Source organism: Sporosarcina newyorkensis (genome assembly GCF_900167515.1).
Lineage (GTDB): Bacteria > Bacillota > Bacilli > Bacillales_A > Planococcaceae > Sporosarcina > Sporosarcina newyorkensis.
On sequence record NZ_FUYJ01000012.1, the window covers coordinates 75,316 to 91,966 of the forward strand.

14 protein-coding genes, 1 tRNA gene, 2 rRNA genes and 1 pseudogene are annotated in these 16,651 nt (G+C 41.8%); 4 read left to right on the top strand and 14 right to left on the bottom strand.

The window, feature by feature from the left end:
• A pseudogene (locus B5D59_RS17420) lies at positions 1-696 on the top strand (hypothetical protein); the annotation flags it as partial.
• Between the two features lie 1,308 nt (positions 697-2,004).
• Here the strand turns inward: B5D59_RS17420 and pdxR are convergent.
• Entirely contained in the window at positions 2,005-3,441 is a 1,437-nt protein-coding gene (gene pdxR / locus B5D59_RS17430) for a MocR-like pyridoxine biosynthesis transcription factor PdxR (RefSeq protein WP_078818810.1), read from the bottom strand.
• Between the two features lie 620 nt (positions 3,442-4,061).
• Between pdxR and B5D59_RS18745 the strand changes: the two genes are divergently transcribed.
• Positions 4,062-4,412: a tyrosine-type recombinase/integrase gene (locus B5D59_RS18745; RefSeq protein WP_425441364.1), complete on the top strand. Its 351-nt coding sequence runs from the start codon at positions 4,062-4,064 to the stop codon at positions 4,410-4,412.
• A 65-nt stretch (positions 4,413-4,477) separates the two neighbouring features.
• On the opposite strand, the gene groL is transcribed toward B5D59_RS18745, so the two are convergent.
• Positions 4,478-6,112: a chaperonin GroEL gene (gene groL / locus B5D59_RS17440; RefSeq protein WP_009498836.1), complete on the bottom strand. Its 1,635-nt coding sequence runs from the start codon at positions 6,110-6,112 to the stop codon at positions 4,478-4,480.
• 51 nt (positions 6,113-6,163) lie between these two features.
• Positions 6,164-6,448, bottom strand: coding sequence for a co-chaperone GroES (gene groES, locus B5D59_RS17445; protein WP_009498837.1), 285 nt, complete (start codon positions 6,446-6,448; stop codon positions 6,164-6,166).
• A gap of 192 nt (positions 6,449-6,640) precedes the next feature.
• Between groES and B5D59_RS17450 the strand changes: the two genes are divergently transcribed.
• On the top strand, positions 6,641-7,372 hold the full coding sequence (locus B5D59_RS17450; protein WP_176132628.1) for a CPBP family intramembrane glutamic endopeptidase: 732 nt from the start codon (positions 6,641-6,643) through the stop codon (positions 7,370-7,372).
• Positions 7,373-7,413: 41 nt separating this feature from the next.
• Here the strand turns inward: B5D59_RS17450 and dacB are convergent, their stop codons facing one another.
• From dacB to B5D59_RS17470, 4 genes are all read right to left on the bottom strand, one after another.
• Positions 7,414-8,904 carry a D-alanyl-D-alanine carboxypeptidase/D-alanyl-D-alanine endopeptidase gene (gene dacB, locus B5D59_RS17455; protein WP_078818813.1) on the bottom strand — a complete coding sequence of 497 codons (1,491 nt, stop codon included), beginning with the start codon at positions 8,902-8,904 and terminating at the stop codon, positions 7,414-7,416.
• A gap of 120 nt (positions 8,905-9,024) precedes the next feature.
• The gene (gene tatC, locus B5D59_RS17460) at positions 9,025-9,831 is read right to left on the bottom strand and encodes a twin-arginine translocase subunit TatC (protein ID WP_009498840.1); all 807 of its coding nucleotides are present in this window, start codon (positions 9,829-9,831) and stop codon (positions 9,025-9,027) included.
• A 17-nt stretch (positions 9,832-9,848) separates the two neighbouring features.
• On the bottom strand, positions 9,849-10,037 hold the full coding sequence (locus B5D59_RS17465; protein ID WP_009498842.1) for a twin-arginine translocase TatA/TatE family subunit: 189 nt from the start codon (positions 10,035-10,037) through the stop codon (positions 9,849-9,851).
• Between the two features lie 64 nt (positions 10,038-10,101).
• Positions 10,102-10,749 carry a redox-sensing transcriptional repressor Rex gene (locus B5D59_RS17470; RefSeq protein WP_009498844.1) on the bottom strand — a complete coding sequence of 216 codons (648 nt, stop codon included), beginning with the start codon at positions 10,747-10,749 and terminating at the stop codon, positions 10,102-10,104.
• Positions 10,750-10,916: 167 nt separating this feature from the next.
• Between B5D59_RS17470 and B5D59_RS17475 the strand changes: the two genes are divergently transcribed.
• Positions 10,917-12,842 carry an ABC-F family ATP-binding cassette domain-containing protein gene (locus tag B5D59_RS17475; RefSeq protein WP_078818814.1) on the top strand — a complete coding sequence of 642 codons (1,926 nt, stop codon included), beginning with the start codon at positions 10,917-10,919 and terminating at the stop codon, positions 12,840-12,842.
• A 478-nt stretch (positions 12,843-13,320) separates the two neighbouring features.
• Here the strand turns inward: B5D59_RS17475 and tsaD are convergent, their stop codons facing one another.
• The 7 genes from tsaD to B5D59_RS17510 all read right to left on the bottom strand — a co-directional run.
• The gene (tsaD, locus tag B5D59_RS17480; protein ID WP_009498847.1) at positions 13,321-14,343 is read right to left on the bottom strand and encodes a tRNA (adenosine(37)-N6)-threonylcarbamoyltransferase complex transferase subunit TsaD; all 1,023 of its coding nucleotides are present in this window, start codon (positions 14,341-14,343) and stop codon (positions 13,321-13,323) included.
• Entirely contained in the window at positions 14,340-14,792 is a 453-nt protein-coding gene (gene rimI, locus B5D59_RS17485; protein WP_009498849.1) for a ribosomal protein S18-alanine N-acetyltransferase, read from the bottom strand. The genes tsaD and rimI overlap by 4 nt, the downstream gene beginning before the upstream one ends.
• Positions 14,785-15,486 carry a tRNA (adenosine(37)-N6)-threonylcarbamoyltransferase complex dimerization subunit type 1 TsaB gene (tsaB, locus tag B5D59_RS17490; RefSeq protein ID WP_078818815.1) on the bottom strand — a complete coding sequence of 234 codons (702 nt, stop codon included), beginning with the start codon at positions 15,484-15,486 and terminating at the stop codon, positions 14,785-14,787. The genes rimI and tsaB overlap by 8 nt, the downstream gene beginning before the upstream one ends.
• Complete coding sequence (gene tsaE / locus B5D59_RS17495; protein WP_050804727.1) at positions 15,483-15,899, bottom strand: tRNA (adenosine(37)-N6)-threonylcarbamoyltransferase complex ATPase subunit type 1 TsaE; 417 nt, start codon at positions 15,897-15,899, stop codon at positions 15,483-15,485. Before tsaE ends, tsaB begins: the two co-directional genes overlap by 4 nt.
• A 172-nt stretch (positions 15,900-16,071) precedes the next feature.
• Positions 16,072-16,147 (bottom strand) — tRNA-Asp (locus B5D59_RS17500).
• A gap of 25 nt (positions 16,148-16,172) precedes the next feature.
• Positions 16,173-16,288 (bottom strand): 5S ribosomal RNA (gene rrf, locus B5D59_RS17505).
• A gap of 72 nt (positions 16,289-16,360) precedes the next feature.
• Positions 16,361-16,651, bottom strand: a 23S ribosomal RNA gene (locus B5D59_RS17510); the annotation flags it as partial.

The window sequence follows — 16,651 nt, forward strand, 5'->3', positions numbered from 1 at the left end:
GTAATCGAAGATGAAGCAACAGAGGTGCCGGTTGAGGAAGACGATGCAACGGATACACCTATAATTGATGATGAGACAGCTGACGAAACTGAGATTGAAGAAGAACCTGCTGATGAGCCTGCTAGTGAAGATGAGGCGGCAAATGAAACTGATGAAACAGAAAGGCCAGCTGACGATAATATCAATGAAGATATTACGACAACTGACCAATCTACCGATAGCACTATTATAACAGATGAGCTAGTAAATGAATATAGATCTGTCATACAAAACTATGTAAGTTTAATCGAGTATTATGATTTCCTAATTCAGGATCAACTTGAAATGATCTTACCAGAAGATGAAGACAATGTTTTGCAGGAACCTGGCAATGCTGACGACACTTCGGAACAACCAACTGATGAAGAAGAAGCAGTTGAAGTACCTGCTGATGGCGAAGAGGCCACTGAACAACCAGCTGACGAAGATGCAGTTAAAGTACCTGCCAATGGCGAAGAGGCCACTGAACAACCAGCTGACGAAGAAGATGCAATTGAAGTACCTGCCGATGGCGAAGAGGCTACTGAACAACCAGCTGACGAAGAGGAAGAATCTGTTGAAGAGGATAGACAAACAACAGTTCGGGACAAGTTGGTCGGCTATTACCAACAAGTCGTTATATCGTACAACTCTCTATTTAGCTTATTAAAAAAATAAATTAAATCTTCTTATACAATTGAATGTGACACTTATTAGTACTCCTTGAATTCATTATCGCATTAACCTGTCTGTAATCAATAGGGAGTTGTTTTATCAACATAATCAATTGTCTAAGATATGAAAGATAGCACCAAAATGTAAAAAATCCCTTCCGAATCCGTAATCGGCCTTGGAAGGGGTTTTGTTCACTTTATTACAATCGGTGCGGGTGAATTACATCATGCCACCCCTAAGTTAGCAACTAAAATCCTCTAAAACAACCACAAAGAAACACCGTTATATCAACATTTCACAGAAAACCGATAAACAATTCTAAATGATGAATCAATCTCTTGTGACAATAAAAGGAATTTATTTGATAATAAAAAATCTCACCATATATATGGATGAGATTCTCTATATTAACAAATACGTTTTGCTACTATTTCAATTTTGGAGATTTACTTTAATCCCTGGACACTATAAACCTTAACCATTTATAAGTCTTTTAAAAGAAACTAATATAAAGGCTGATAAAAGCAGTAGTAAGTCTTAGGTCCAATACTTTTTAACATTCATTTATTAAAATAAGTAAACCCTTAAAAATTTTTAGAAAGTAAAAAAATTATACAAATTATTTTCTGTGTCATGAATGATTATTTAATCTCTTTTACATTCTTAGTTGTGTGAGTGACTGGCACTCGACGACAAGATACTCGCTACATAAAAAGTGGTTGGTTTAAATAACCCCTAAGTGGATGGTCCTCAAAAATGCTTTATATTATAGAATTATAACATATAGAACGAGGAAATTTATTTCTAAAAAGGAGGAAGGCATGAAGTTAGCCCTTATTGTATCAATGATTTTCGTGGTCATTATTTTAGCTATCGGAGTAATCTTGACCATATCCGTTGCTAATTCTAGGAATGAAAATTACAATAGTGAAAAAAGTTTTTCCAGTTTGCTGTGGGTTTATGTTTTATCAATCCCATTTATTGTTGTATTGACTCTTATAGCTATATTTATATTTTATTAATAACGGAGGACGGTTCGGTACCAGTGAAAAAGCACATGTTTTTTTCGAGTCTCAGGAACCGTCTAAACCCACTGAAAAAGTTCGTATTTCAATGATACATTCTTTAGATTCTTCCTGTAGACTCTTTGACCGAGGGGTGGATTATTCACAATCGTCCCCTAAATTATGTTGTTGACGTAACAATACAACAACGACACAATTCTAGGGAATAATTGGGTTCACTGAAAAATAATTGGCAGTCTTTAAAATTTAAACATTTTTTTAAACAATACCCGAGAATAAAATACCATTATATCCCGTAACTTCTTAACGCGTAGACAAACCTTGAAATGCCTTCTTGTATTGAGGCTCCGTTACCTTTTCCATAAGTAAATCGAACGTATCCATTTGTTGAACCCATTATTCTTCCAGGTACAAATGAAACGCCTTTTTTCATAGATTCTTCAAGTAACTTATATCCATCAATTTCGTGATTTATTTTACACCATAAATGAATTCCGCCTTGTGGCACTAAATATGTAACCTCATTTTCAGTTAAACTGTCCAATGCTAAAATTAACGCATCCCTACGCTCCCTCAGTTGAATCCTTAAATTTGAAACATGCTTGTCAAATTGAGGGGAATCTAGAAATTGATTCGCTATCCATTGAGGAAAAACACTATGACCAAAGTCAATTTGCTGTTTGCCATCTGATAAACGCTTAATCACTTTTTCTGGTCCAATAATCCAACCAATGCGTAATCCTGATGCAACAACTTTTGATAAAGAACTAATGTATACAACATTTTCATTATCGTCCATTGACTTTAACGTGGGTCCAATGCGCCCATCGAATGACGTCAAATTATAAGGATCATCCTCTATTATGGGAATACCGTACTTTGATGATAATTCCAATATTCTTTTTCGACGTTCCAGAGACATTTTTGTGCCAGTAGGATTTTGATAATCAGGATTTAAAAAAAGCATACGAATTCGATGTTTTCTTTGTAAAGCTACAATATCATCAGGATTTAAGCCATATTGATCAACTGGGAGTAATAGCGTTCTAATACCAAACGATTGAAAGATCGGTAAAGAGTATGCGTAGGATGGATCTTCAATAGCTACTGTATCACCTGGTTTTAACAGGCATTGAACGATTAGATGTATTGCTTGCTGTGCACCGGACGTAATCAGTATGGAGTTTGGCTCAACATCCATATTTTTATAGGTTTTTACATGTTTACAAATTGTCTCCCGTAATCCCGCATCGCCTAAAGGATGATCGTAACCTAAATGCTCATCAAACGCATGATCTTTAAGAATCCTAGCGAATTGGGCGTTAGGTAGTAAATCTGCTGCAAGTTCCCCGCTTGATAGGTTAATCATTCCTTCTTGCTCAGTTTCATTACGAAGTTTCTGAACCAACGGAAGATTCGGAAGAAATGAGCCATCTTCTACATATCTACCCCAATTGGGGACTCTTTTATGAGTTAGTCCCCATATATCCGTATTTATATAAGTGCCGCTTCCTTTTCTTCTGACAATTAATCCAATCGCCTCTAACTCATCATAAGCAGTCACAACTGTACTCCGATTTATCTGTAACTTTTTTGCTAACTCACGTTCAGATGGCAATGGCTGGTCCTGAGATAAATCTCCCGATATAATCCCATTCTCTATTTGTTCTGCAAGTTGCCTATACATAGGTTTTCTTATTGAACGGTCTAGCATAAATTGCATTAAACTCCATCCTTTATTTATAATTTTTCAATATAACAAATTTCGTATTATGCTCATAGTGAAATTTTAAATGTTATTATCTCATCTCCTGACATCAGTATCCCTATAGAAGTGTTAAAGATGACCTCGGCCATTACGTTAACGAAGTCACTTTTTGTTTTAATTCTACCTTTTTACTTTTACAGCTTTTCGCGCTCAAAATTTAAGCGATCGATACCAAGTATAGACTCAATTCTCTATAAAGAAAAATTACATAAGAAAAGAATTGCCGGGTTAATTTTAATTACAAGCGGCATTGTCCTTTTAAATATTGGCGACTGTTGGTTTATCGGAAAGCGCAATTCATTTACCGAAACCTATTCATTTTAGACGTAGAGGCTAAAGTACGCAGCTGCTAACGCTACTATTAATTTAGACTCAATCTCTGTTTTCAATAGATTCAGCAGCGTATTATCTCCCTTGTTATTAACCATCTTAAAGTTCATACATCTGCCCTCCTCTTTGCATAAAGTCCATTTTCCTAATTATGTAGTCCTACTACAATGATGCCAGTGCAGACAGCTTGTCACAAGACAGTGACAGATACTTGTAAATGTTACTAGAAAAATGAATTTATTAAGATAAATAAACGCTTATACAAAGATCAGGGTTTCATTTTCACTTGTTCGGAAGGCTATCCATGTACAATTAAGCAATTTTCCAACCGTCTACAGCGTCTGCTAGCAAAAATGCCTGACTTATGTAAGCACATCACGCCACACTCATTCCAGCATACACATGCTTCGTTGTTAATTGAAGCAAATGTTAATATGAAAGTTATCTCCCATAGGCTCGGGCATTCTTCAGTAGCGACGACGGACGAAATTTACGGACATCTAACAAGAGGATTAGAAAAAGAGACCTCTCAAAAATTCAGTGAATTAATGAGAGACCTCTATATTTTGAGTGATTTTATTGGCGCTTATGACTAATAAAATGAACACGGTTTGATGATCAGTGCTCTAACCCATGTCATATCAAGGGCTTAGAGTTTCACTTACATCATGCCGCCCATGCCACCCATACCGCCCATATCAGGCATAGCAGGGCCAGCTGCTTCTGGTAAATCAGCAACTACAGCCTCTGTAGTCAAGAACATAGCCGCTACAGATGCCGCGTTCTGCAATGCGTAACGCGTAACTTTAGTCGGGTCCACGATACCTGCTTCTACCATGTTGACCCACTCGCCGTCTGCTGCGTTGAAACCGATGCCGACTTCTTCGCGCTTCAAGCGGTCCACTACGATAGATCCTTCAAGACCTGCGTTTGTAGCGATCTGACGTACTGGTTCTTCTAGTGCACGTAGAACGATTTTGACTCCTGTTGCTACGTCGCCTTCTGTTGATTCTAGTAATGCTTCTACTTGCTTGTAAACATTCACAAGTGCAGTACCGCCACCCGATACAATTCCTTCTTCAACAGCTGCACGTGTAGAGTTCAATGCGTCTTCAATTCGAAGTTTACGCTCTTTTAACTCAGTTTCTGTAGCCGCTCCGACTTTGATTACTGCTACGCCGCCAGCTAGTTTAGCTAAACGCTCTTGCAATTTCTCCTTGTCGAATTCAGAAGTTGTTTCTTCGAGTTGTGAACGAATTTGGCCTACGCGTGATTCGATTGCACCTGCGTCTCCGCTGCCTTCAACGATTGTTGTGTGATCTTTTGTAACAACGACTTTCGATGCGCGACCTAGTGAAGTAAGGTCTGCAGACTTCAGATCAAGTCCTAAGTCTTCTGTGATGACTTGTCCGCCTGTCAAGACTGCAATGTCTTCTAGCATCGCTTTACGGCGATCACCAAAGCCAGGTGCCTTCACTGCAACTGCGTTGAATGTTCCACGAAGTTTGTTGACGACTAGAGTAGCCAATGCTTCTCCTTCAACATCTTCTGCAATGATAAGAAGTGGCTTACCTTGCTGAACAACCTGCTCAAGTACAGGAAGAATTTCTTGGATATTCGTAATCTTCTTGTCTGTGATCAAGATATACGGGTTGTCCAAAGATGCTTCCATCTTATCTGTATCTGTTGCCATATAAGCAGATGCATATCCGCGGTCGAATTGCATACCTTCTACCACATCAAGTTCTGTTGTGAAGCCTTTAGACTCTTCGATTGTGATGACGCCATCGTTTCCAACGCGTTCCATCGCTTGTGCAATCAAATCGCCGACTTCTTCATCGCCTGAAGAAATAGCTGCTACTTGTGCAATTTCTTGCTTGCTTTCGATTTCATCGGAAACGCCTTGTAGCCCTTCTACTGCTGCTACTACTGCTTTTTCGATTCCTTTACGGATGCCTACTGGATTTGCGCCAGCTGTTACGTTTTTCAAACCTTCACGAATCATAGCCTGTGCTAGAACCGTAGCTGTTGTTGTTCCGTCCCCTGCAATTTCATTCGTTTTAGAAGCTACTTCCGCCACAAGCTTTGCGCCCATGTTTTCGAATGCATTTTCTAATTCGATTTCTTTTGCAATTGTAACACCATCATTTGTGATCAATGGAGAGCCAAATTTACGCTCAAGTACGACGTTACGTCCTTTTGGTCCAAGTGTTACTTTAACAGCATCTGCCAATGTATCTACGCCGCGTAGCATTGCAGTACGTGCTTCTTCGTTAAATTTAAGTTCTTTAGCCATTTAAATGATTCCCTCCTGATTTTTCATATCTTTTGTTTTTATAACAGTCGATTAACCGATCGTTGCCAAGATATCGCTTTCACGCAAGATCAAGTATTCAGTACCTTCATATTTCACTTCTGTGCCTGCATATTTAGAGAAGATGATACGGTCACCTTCTGATACTTCCAAGTTCACACGTTGTCCGTTCTCAAGAACACGGCCTGTACCAACAGCAATTACTTTTCCTTCTTGCGGCTTTTCTTTTGCAGAGTCTGGTAAGACAATGCCGCTTGACGTTTTTTCTTCTGCTTCGATTAATTCGATTACGATACGGTCACCTAGTGGTTTCAACAAATGAAACAACCTCCTCGAGATATTGTTTAGTTTTGAAATTTTAGCACTCAGTAACTATGAGTGCTAACACAACTCTTATCATAAAGAATTCCATTTAGAATTGCAAGTAAAAGCTTTCGACATTTTCTTTTTTGCCAAACGTCTTTTTTCGCGTTAAAATGGTCAATATGTATGGAAGAAAGGTTGTGTACAGTGAAAAACTGGGTTGTCGCTCTAATACTTTTTATTACCTACGTTCTTATGCAAATCGCTAGCATATTTCTCGCGCCAGTACTGGTCTTTTATTTCTCGGAAAAAGGATTACCGCAAGTTGAAGCTCTATCACACGGTTTCGCTTGGACGCTTTTCACCGTCAACACGATTGCCGCGATTATTTTTGTCATCATCCTGCTAAAAAACAAGAAATTCATTCCTGTATTTAAAGGAAAGCCTGCACATATGGGAAATGTTCTTCTTTGGGGGATCATTGGATTTTTCCTAGCGATGGCCGGGCAAATCTTAGGAGCCGCAATCGAGTCGATGTTCGGTGTCGAAGCAGGCTCTGAAAATACTGAATTACTTTCAAACATTGCGAAAACTGCTCCAATCATCATCTTTCCTATGGTTCTCTTTGCACCATTCCTTGAAGAAGTCGTGTTTCGCCGCATTTTATTCGGAGGCTTGTACAGGAAGACGAACTTCTGGATTGCTGCGATTGCGAGTGCTGTCGTATTCGCTGCCGTGCATAACGAGTTGCAGCATCTACTCATGTATTTGATGCCAGGACTCGCTTTTGCATTTGTCTACTACAAAACAAAAAGACTGCTCACACCGATGATCGCTCACTTTTTGATGAACGGCTTTGTGACAGTCGTACAATGGAATGCAGAAAAATTGCAGCAACTACAGGATATGCAGCAAAGCATCATCACATTCCTACTATAAAAAATTCTCTCCTCGCATTTTATTACGCAAGGAGAGATTTTTTATTGAGCCGCCATCACTTGTACCATTTTATCAATGTCAGGTTTTGCAGTACTCTTCACACCTTCCGTCAGAATACTGAAAATCAGCTCTTCGCCACTCTTCGTTTTCACATATCCTGATAAGGCATCTGTATGGTTTAATGAACCTGTTTTCGCCAACACTTTTCCTTTGACCAGAGGGCTCGTCAAACGATTACGCAATGTACCGCCCAGCATCCGATCGTTTATTCCCGCAACTGGCAAAGAACGTTCAAATGTTGGATACCACGGCTTTGTCTGAGCTTCGAATAACACTTCTGAGATTTTCTCAGAAGGTATCTTATTTTTATGCGACATACCCGAAGCATCTTCTAAATAAATACCTTTCAAACTGATGCCGTCTTTTTGTACCGTTTCTCTCATAACACGCAAGCCGGCATCCCAGCTGCCTTCATTGTATACAGCCCGTCCCATCGATTTTGCTAAAATTTCAGCATGTGCATTGTTGCTAAGCTTCATGAAGGGCATCATCAAGTAGTACAAGGACATCGACTTTTTCGTTGCAAGCAATTGGGCATTCGCTGGAGTTTTGGATCGACTTACTTTCGTAGTTTTACTGAAACTGATGCCTTGTTTAGCAAGCGCTCGTTTGAAAACATCTGCTGTGTATGCACTCGGATTCGAAACCGTCACCCATTGACGTTTACCGCTCGAGTTGACGGGGATGTTTCCTGAGACGATGATCGTATTCGTTCCATATTGGCGAGCCATTGTCACTGTGTTCGGCTTACCTTTAGGAACCGTTCGCGTTCGATTGACAACTTTAACAATGTTTGTGTGTGGAGTTAACGTAACGGCTGCCGGCTTGCCGTTTTTCGTTGGTTTTGCTTGAACGATCGTTGTCCCTGCATCATAATCTTCATTCGGCGACAACGTCAATGCCGAGATTTGTGCAGCGTAATAATGCGTTTCATCCGATTTATAAATACCCGGAGATAAACGCTTTGTGTCAAACCATGTATCATCCGCCACAATATTTCCTGTGATGGACTTGATGCCTGACTGACGCACCTCTTTCGCAAGCTGCTGCAAATCCCGTTCCATTAAGGTCGGATCCCCTGTTCCCCGCAAATAAAGCTGGCCGTTCAGGACACCGTTTTTCACGGGCCCACTCGCTAATACATCTGTCTGGAAGGTATAATCTTCGCCCAACACTTCAAGAGCAGTCGTCGCAGTTAACACTTTAACATTGGACGCCGGCGTGACGCCTTGATCCGCTCGGTATTGATATACGATTTTATTCGAATCCGCCTCACGTACAACTATACTGCTCTTCGTACCGCGCATGCGCTGACTCGTAATAACCTGATTGATTCCCGCTTCCATAGCTTTATAAGATTGCTCTGCAGCAACCGCTTGACCTCCTGTTATAGGAGTATAGACACTCGCACTGACTAAAACTGCACCTAGTAACCATTTACTCAATCGACGTTGAGTCTTTTTTCTATTCACTGAATCTCATTTCCTCCCAATCTCGTTGTCCCTGCTAGTTTACCATACTGCGTACTTCAACTGAACCCAATTTATAACAGAAACAAAAAATCCTCCTGCATAGGCAAGAGGACTTGAATTTTATTTGTTTGAATCGGTTTGATTCATCACTTCATCGATTTGACGTTGCTGCTCTGCTTTCACTTCTTCCAGTTTCCGCAGTTGTTCAGCTTTTTCAAACTTCCTATATCCTAGACGTGAGATCACGATACTGATTTCATATAGGATGAACAAAGGAACCGTGACGAACAAATGCGATACGATGTCAGGAGGTGTGATGAATGCCGCCAATACGAACAGGCCAAAGTAGGAATATTTCCGTACCTTCACTAAGACTTTTGGCTGCAATATTCCTAAACGGGATAAAAATAAAATGACGATCGGCAGCTGGAAAACGAAACCGAACGGCAAAAGTATAGAAAAAAGAAAAGAGAAGTATTCGTTAATACCAATTGTCTGTTCAATGTTTAATTGATCAGACAAATTAATCATGAATTTCATAATATATGGCAGTAACACGAAATACGAGAAACTGATCCCTGCTAAAAACAGAAGAAAAGCAAAGGGAATGTACGACAGTGTGACTTTTCTTTCTAAATCACGAAGACCTGGGGATATGAACGCCCACAATTGATACATTAGGACCGGTGAAATAATGATGATCGCCAAGAAAATGATTACCTTTAAATAAATGACAACCGGATCGACGACATTAAATGCATTCAACACTACTTCTTCTGCCGGTGTATCATATTGGATAAAGTGAATCAAAGGCTTTGCAAAAAAGAAACTGGCAATCACGCCAACAATAAAGAAAACGACGATAACCATCAGCCGTTTTCGAATCTCATCTATATGTTCAACGATCGTTAAGTTTTTATCTGCCATCAGACTAACACCCTAACTTAGCGCACTTCTTCTTTCTTGTCTTCAACCTTTTTTACCTCATCGTCATCCGCAAGACCTTTCGTTGCGTTTTTAAACTCACGCAATGAAGAACCGAATGCTTTACCGATTTCAGGTAACTTCTTAGGACCAAATATAAGCAATGCGATAACCGCAATAATTAACAAACTACCAACGCCTGGAGCCATGATTGGTCACCTCCTCATAATATGTCTATTCTACACGAAAACCCTCGCATTTACTATTGCCAGGTCAGTTCATTTGTGAATCTTTTACGTCATTTTTGATGAGATAAATCAATGTCTGCAACTCGCCGGAAAGATCGATGCTTTGGATACGGATCGTATCGGGTACAGCCAGCCGTTCAGGGGTGAAATTCAAAATTCCTTTCACACCAGTTTGAGCGAGGCGGTCCGTCAATTCCTGTGCCACTCTCTTCGGTACGGTCAAAATAACCATTTCGATCCCTAGTTCAAGGATTTTCTCCTCCAGTCGATCAGGCGGATAGATCGGAATATGATTCCGTTCTTCGCCGTCATAAGGCGCTTTCGGATCAAATGCTACAACAATTTTCGTGTTGTGAATCTTTTGGAAGTTGTACTTCAGAAATGCATTCCCTAGACTCCCGACCCCGATCAAAGCCACATTTGTTTCTTCATCTTGGTCTAGTGTCTCGCGGAAAAACTGCAATAATGAATCAACATCATAGCCGTATCCTTTACGTCCCAGCGCACCAAAATGCGAGAAGTCCCTGCGAATTGTAGCGGCATCAATCTTCATTGCTTCGCTTAATTCACTAGACGAAATTCGCTGTACACCTGCATCTGCGTAATTGCGTAAAAATCTATAGTATAAAGGCAATCGTTTCGTTGTTGCCTGCGGAATTCTTTTTGTACCCACTGCTTTCCTTACCCCCAGTGTTGCCCTATTACATCCTCCGCTTAAATCCTCAAGGAAAACGAAGGTGAGCCGCTTTTATCGTACAGGAGAACCCATCAGTTGTAAAGCCGATTATTGCATGGTGCTACCGATTCCATTAAACTTAGAAGGGAATAGAGGTGTGAGGCTTGATTATTTTACAAGTAAATGGACTGACCAAGTCTTTTTCAGGCACGGACCTGCTGGAAAATGTGCGTCTCGAAGTTCAACATCGAGACCGCGTTGCACTAGTTGGACGCAATGGTGCCGGAAAATCGACATTATTAAAAATAATAGCAGGCGAATTATCAGCCGACGAAGGCGATATTATCATCCCGAAAGACATACGAGTCGGCTATTTGGAGCAACATAGCGGCATTGATTCAGAATTGACGATTTGGGATGAAGTAATGACAGTATTTGCACCGCTTCGACAAAAAGAAGAACGTTTACGCACCCTCGAGCATCAAATGGCCGAGCCTTCCGTCTACGAAGACGCAGACCGCTATGCGCGTGTTATGGCTGAATATGATGAACTGCAGATTGCATTTAAGGAAGCAGGAGGCTATCAGTTTGAGGCCGATGCGCGTTCTGTCCTTCATGGAATGCGGTTTTATCCGGAAGACTATGAGAAGCCTGTCGATCTATTATCCGGCGGCCAAAAGACGCGGCTCGCGTTGGCTAGGATGCTGCTGAGCAAGCCGGATTTATTAATACTGGATGAACCGACGAACCATTTGGACATCGAGACCTTAAATTGGCTGGAGCGCTATCTATCCGCTTACGAAGGGGCGATTCTGATTGTTTCGCATGACCGTTATTTTCTCGACAAGGTCGTGACAACAGTCTATGAGGTATCTCGTCGAAAAGTGACGAAATACAGTGGAAATTACAGTACCTACTTAGATGAGAAAGCGAAGAATTATGAAAGGGACCAAAAGCTTTTCGAGCAGGAACAAGATGAGCGCGCGAAGCTTGAAGAGTTCATCCAGAAAAACATTGCACGCGCTTCGACTTCCAAAATGGCGAAGAGCCGACGCAAACAACTGGAGCGAAGAGATTGGATGGATTCCCCTGAAGGCGATGAAAAGTCCGCAAATTTTTCATTTTCATTGGATCGACCGAGCGGCAATGATGTCCTTTCCCTCGATGACGTAAAGATTGGCTATGGATCACAGCCCGTGTCAGAACATATTTCCGTACGCGTCTATAAAGGAGACCGCGTTGCTTTTGTCGGGCCGAACGGCGTCGGCAAGTCGACGTTACTGAAGACCATCGTCAAGCGTAATGAGCTGCTTGACGGCGATATTCGCTATGGTACCAACGTCCAGTTCGGATACTATGACCAAAACCAGGCAACATTGATTGGGTCTGGTACGGTTCTGCAGGAAATCTGGGATGACTGGCCCATGATGAACGAAAAGGATATCCGCTCCTTGCTTGGTCGCTTCCTGTTTACTGGCGACGACATCGAAAAGCACGTGACGTCGTTATCAGGCGGAGAAAAAGCCAGGCTTTCATTGGCCCAGCTCATGCTGGAAAAGTCCAACACACTTATTTTGGACGAGCCGACAAACCATTTGGATCTCGACAGCAAAGAAATTCTTGAAAACGCGCTGGATGACTTTCCAGGAACGATTCTTTTCGTTTCCCATGACCGCTACTTCATCAATCGACTCGCAACGAAAGTTATAGAACTGAGCGAACATGGCGCAGTTGAATACTTGGGCGACTATGATTACTATGTCGAGAAGAAAACAGAAATGGAAGAAATCGCTGCAGTGACACAGGTTGAGCAACGTGAAAAGGAACCTGCTGCAAAGAAAGAAAATGCCGGAAAAGAGTTTCAGCGTCAAGAACGTCGGCTAACTAGAGCGATTGCTGAAATCGAAAAGAAGATGGAAACATTTGATGATGAAATCGCCGAACTACAAGCCCAGTTATTGAATCCTGATATCGCGAACGACCACGTCCAGTTGATGGAGATTCAACGACGTATCGACGAGTTGCAAGCAACACACGATGAACAAGCTGAAGAATGGTTAATGCTGCAAGATGAATTAGAAAATTTATAAGAAAAGTCGGCTGTCCTGAAAGTGAGATACTCTTTCAGTGACAGTCTTTTCTTATATTCCGGGTAAGTGAAGCAAAGAGGCAACACTAAGTATTGTTTGCACCGTAACAAATTATGATAACTTATAGTCTGACAAATTACGACTTACACATTACAATTGCAAACGTAATTCGTCAACATGACTGATACACAAAGAGCTCTCTTGATTTATCCACCTTTTTTCTCCACAATCTTTTCCACAGTAGAAATCCCATTTTGAATACATATGAACATAGTTATGAACATTATCCACAGAGTTTATGCGAAACATCCACAAAGTTATCCAAGTGACACACCCGCATCGTGCACAACTTTCTAAACTTACTCACATTTAATCCACAAATTGTGTATAAGTACGAACGTTCCCTATTGACAATTCTTCTTGCGCATAATGAAAAAACACATATTTTGCTGAATATTAGCAAAATATGTGTTCATTATTAATAATTCCATGATTTCAATGGCATACCAGGACGACCATTCATCGTTGAGTCGCTGCGGACGCCACTTTTCCACATCTCATACCCAGCTGCCGCTATCATGGCCGCGTTATCTGTGCATAACGCGATAGGTGGAACATAGAAAGGAATTCCTTCTTTTTGCAGTGCCTCTGTTAAAGACTTGCGCAAGCCTTGATTGGCAGCTACGCCTCCTGCAGCGATTACTTGTTTTACATCAAATTGTTTGGCTGCTTTCACAGTCTTTACCGTCAGCACATCCACAACGCTCTGTTGAAAACCTGCAGCTACATGCTGAGGATCGATCTGTTCGCCTTTTTGCTCGATATTATGCTTATAATTAATGACCGCTGATTTCAAACCACTGAAACTGAAATCATACGAATCCGCCTCTAGCCAAGCGCGCGGAAAATCAATGCTTTGCTCACTTTCCAATGCAAGCCTATCTACTTGCGGACCACCTGGATAAGGCAATCCAAGCACACGGGCCACCTTGTCGTAAGCCTCTCCTGCTGCATCATCACGTGTTTCTCCAATCAACTCGAAGGACCCGTGGGACTTCATGACGACGAGTTCCGTATGGCCGCCAGAAACAATCAATGCTAGCAGCGGAAACTCCATTGGATGCATCAGTTGGTTGGCATACACATGACCTGCAATATGATGTACGCCGATCAGCGGCAATTGGTTAGCAAACGCAAAAGCCTTCGCTGCATTTACCCCAATCAATAAGGCTCCTACCAGTCCAGGACCCTCCGTCACAGCAACAGCTTCCAAATCTTTTGGAACAATTTCAGCTTCCCGTAGCGCTTCTTCAATAACGAGTGTGATTTGCTCCACGTGTAAGCGAGAAGCGATTTCAGGCACTACTCCGCCGAATTGTTTCTGCTGTTGAATTTGCGAAGATACTATAGATGATACAATTTCGGTACCATTTTTCACGACCGAAGCTGCCGTTTCATCACAACTTGTTTCAATACCTAAAATATAATGATCTTTCTTCATTCGAATTCCACCCACATGACGAGCCCATCTTCATGGTCGTCCGTATAATAGTTTTTCCTGATCCCGCCTTCTTGAAAACCCAATTTACGATAAAGAGACCGCGCTGGTTCATTGCTGACACGCACTTCCAACGTCATTGTTCGTACTTCATTTAGTCTGCACAACTCCATTGCCTTTCGCATGAGATCTTCTCCAATTCCTTTTCCGCGCAATGATGAGCGAACTGCTACATTCGTAATATGACATTCATCCAAAACAATCCACATACCACAGTGACCAATAATCTCGCCATCCAGTTCCGCTACAATATAATGAGAGTACTCATTGCCTGCCAGCTCATGCTCAAAGATCTCTTCTGTCCAGGGCGTAGCAAATGCTTCACGTTCGATACTCGCCACCGAAGTAATATCTGCTAACGTCATTTTCCGAAATACTACATCCTCACTCATTGGTAGGCTCCTTCTTCACCAAGTTGGCTTCCGCTTCTGTGATGCGTCTATACTGCGGAGTAAAAGAATGTACAGAGTCGGCTTGTTCAGCCCGCATAGCTAATGAAATAACAGAGGAAGCGCGTGGTACATTCACAGCAAATGAAGCGAATTTCGCTTGTTCTCCCAACTGCTCACGAATACTTTGCTCATGCAACTTCACATCTTCACCAATAAATAAAATGGGTTCTTTCATCTCTTTCAGTTGTTCTAAAAGCTCTGCCAGTGCACAGTGCTGATCTTCCATCACACTCACTAGCTCTTCTCCAGCCATACGATAAATCGCCGAATAGACATTAGACCGTCTAGCATCAAATAGTGGGCATAGGAGCCCGTTGTAAAGCTGACCATTCATAGCCAAAGACTTCAAACTGGAAACTCCATAAAGCGGCTTGCCCAATGTCCAAGCAAGTGTTTTTGCAATCGTTACACCGATCCGCACACCTGTATAAGAACCCGGTCCTTCAGAAACTGCAATCGCATCAATTTCCGAAGGGGATATTGATGTTTTTCGGCAGACCTCTTCAACAGCCGGCATTGCCCGCAAAGAGTGATTGACCTTCATCATACTCGACTCTTCAATCAGTAACTCGCCATCTTTGACGATTGCTACTGACAATGGAGAGTTCGCTGTATCAATACCTAACCATATCATATAAAAATCTCCTCACAAATACGTGTAAATCGTTCACCTTTTGCCGTTAGTTCAACTGTGCGTGTTTCCGGTCCTGTATGATGAATAACAACCTCCAAGCGCTGTTCAGGCAATTCATCTGCAATAAATTGCGCCCACTCAATGATGGAAATCGCGTCTCCATAAAACAACTCGTCCCACCCTAAGTCTTCATCGCTAGTAGCCAAACGATACACGTCTAAATGATTAAGGGGATAATTCCCTTCGTACTGTTTAATAATCGTAAAAGTAGGACTGCTGACCGTCCGGGTGATACCTATAGACTTCGCAAGTGCTTTCGCAAATGTTGTTTTGCCAGCACCTAAATCGCCTTCAAGTGTCAGTACATCAGGCGGCTTCAAGTAACTGCCGATCTCAGCAGCCAACTTTTCCATCTCTTCAACTGACTTTATTTCTTTTCTCCACACAGCCAACGCACCCTTCTAATTTCATCATAATACTAGTGTACAGAAAAACAAAGTAAAACAAAAGCTTAGACAGCGGAAGTTCATCTACAAGAAAAAACGATTTCACCGGTAAGGTGAAATCGTTTGGAATGTTAAAATATGGCGGTCCCGACGGGAATCGAACCCGCGATCTCCTGCGTGACAGGCAGGCATGTTAACCGCTACACCACGGGACCATGAAAAAATTCAAAAAAATAAAAAGCCTAGCAACGTCCTACTCTCACAGGGGGAAGCCCCCGACTACCATCGGCGCTGAAGAGCTTAACTTCCGTGTTCGGTATGGGAACGGGTGTGACCTCTTCGCCATCGTTACTAGACAGATGAGTAAAGCTTGTTCACTCAAAACTGAATAAAAGACATTGTGTACATCAAGTAGTACTTCTTAAAAATAGGTTAAGTCCTCGATCGATTAGTATCTGTCAGCTGCACACGTCGCCGTGCTTCCACCCCAGACCTATCCACCTCATCATCTTTGAGGGATCTTACTTACTTGCGTAATGGGAAATCTCATCTTGAAGGGGGCTTCATGCTTAGATGCTTTCAGCATTTATCCCGTCCATACATAGCTACCCAGCGATGCCTTTGGCAAGACAACTGGTACACCAGCGGTATGTCCATCCCGGTCCTCTCGTACTAAGGACAGCTCTTCTCAAATTTCCTGCGCCCGCGACGGATAGGGA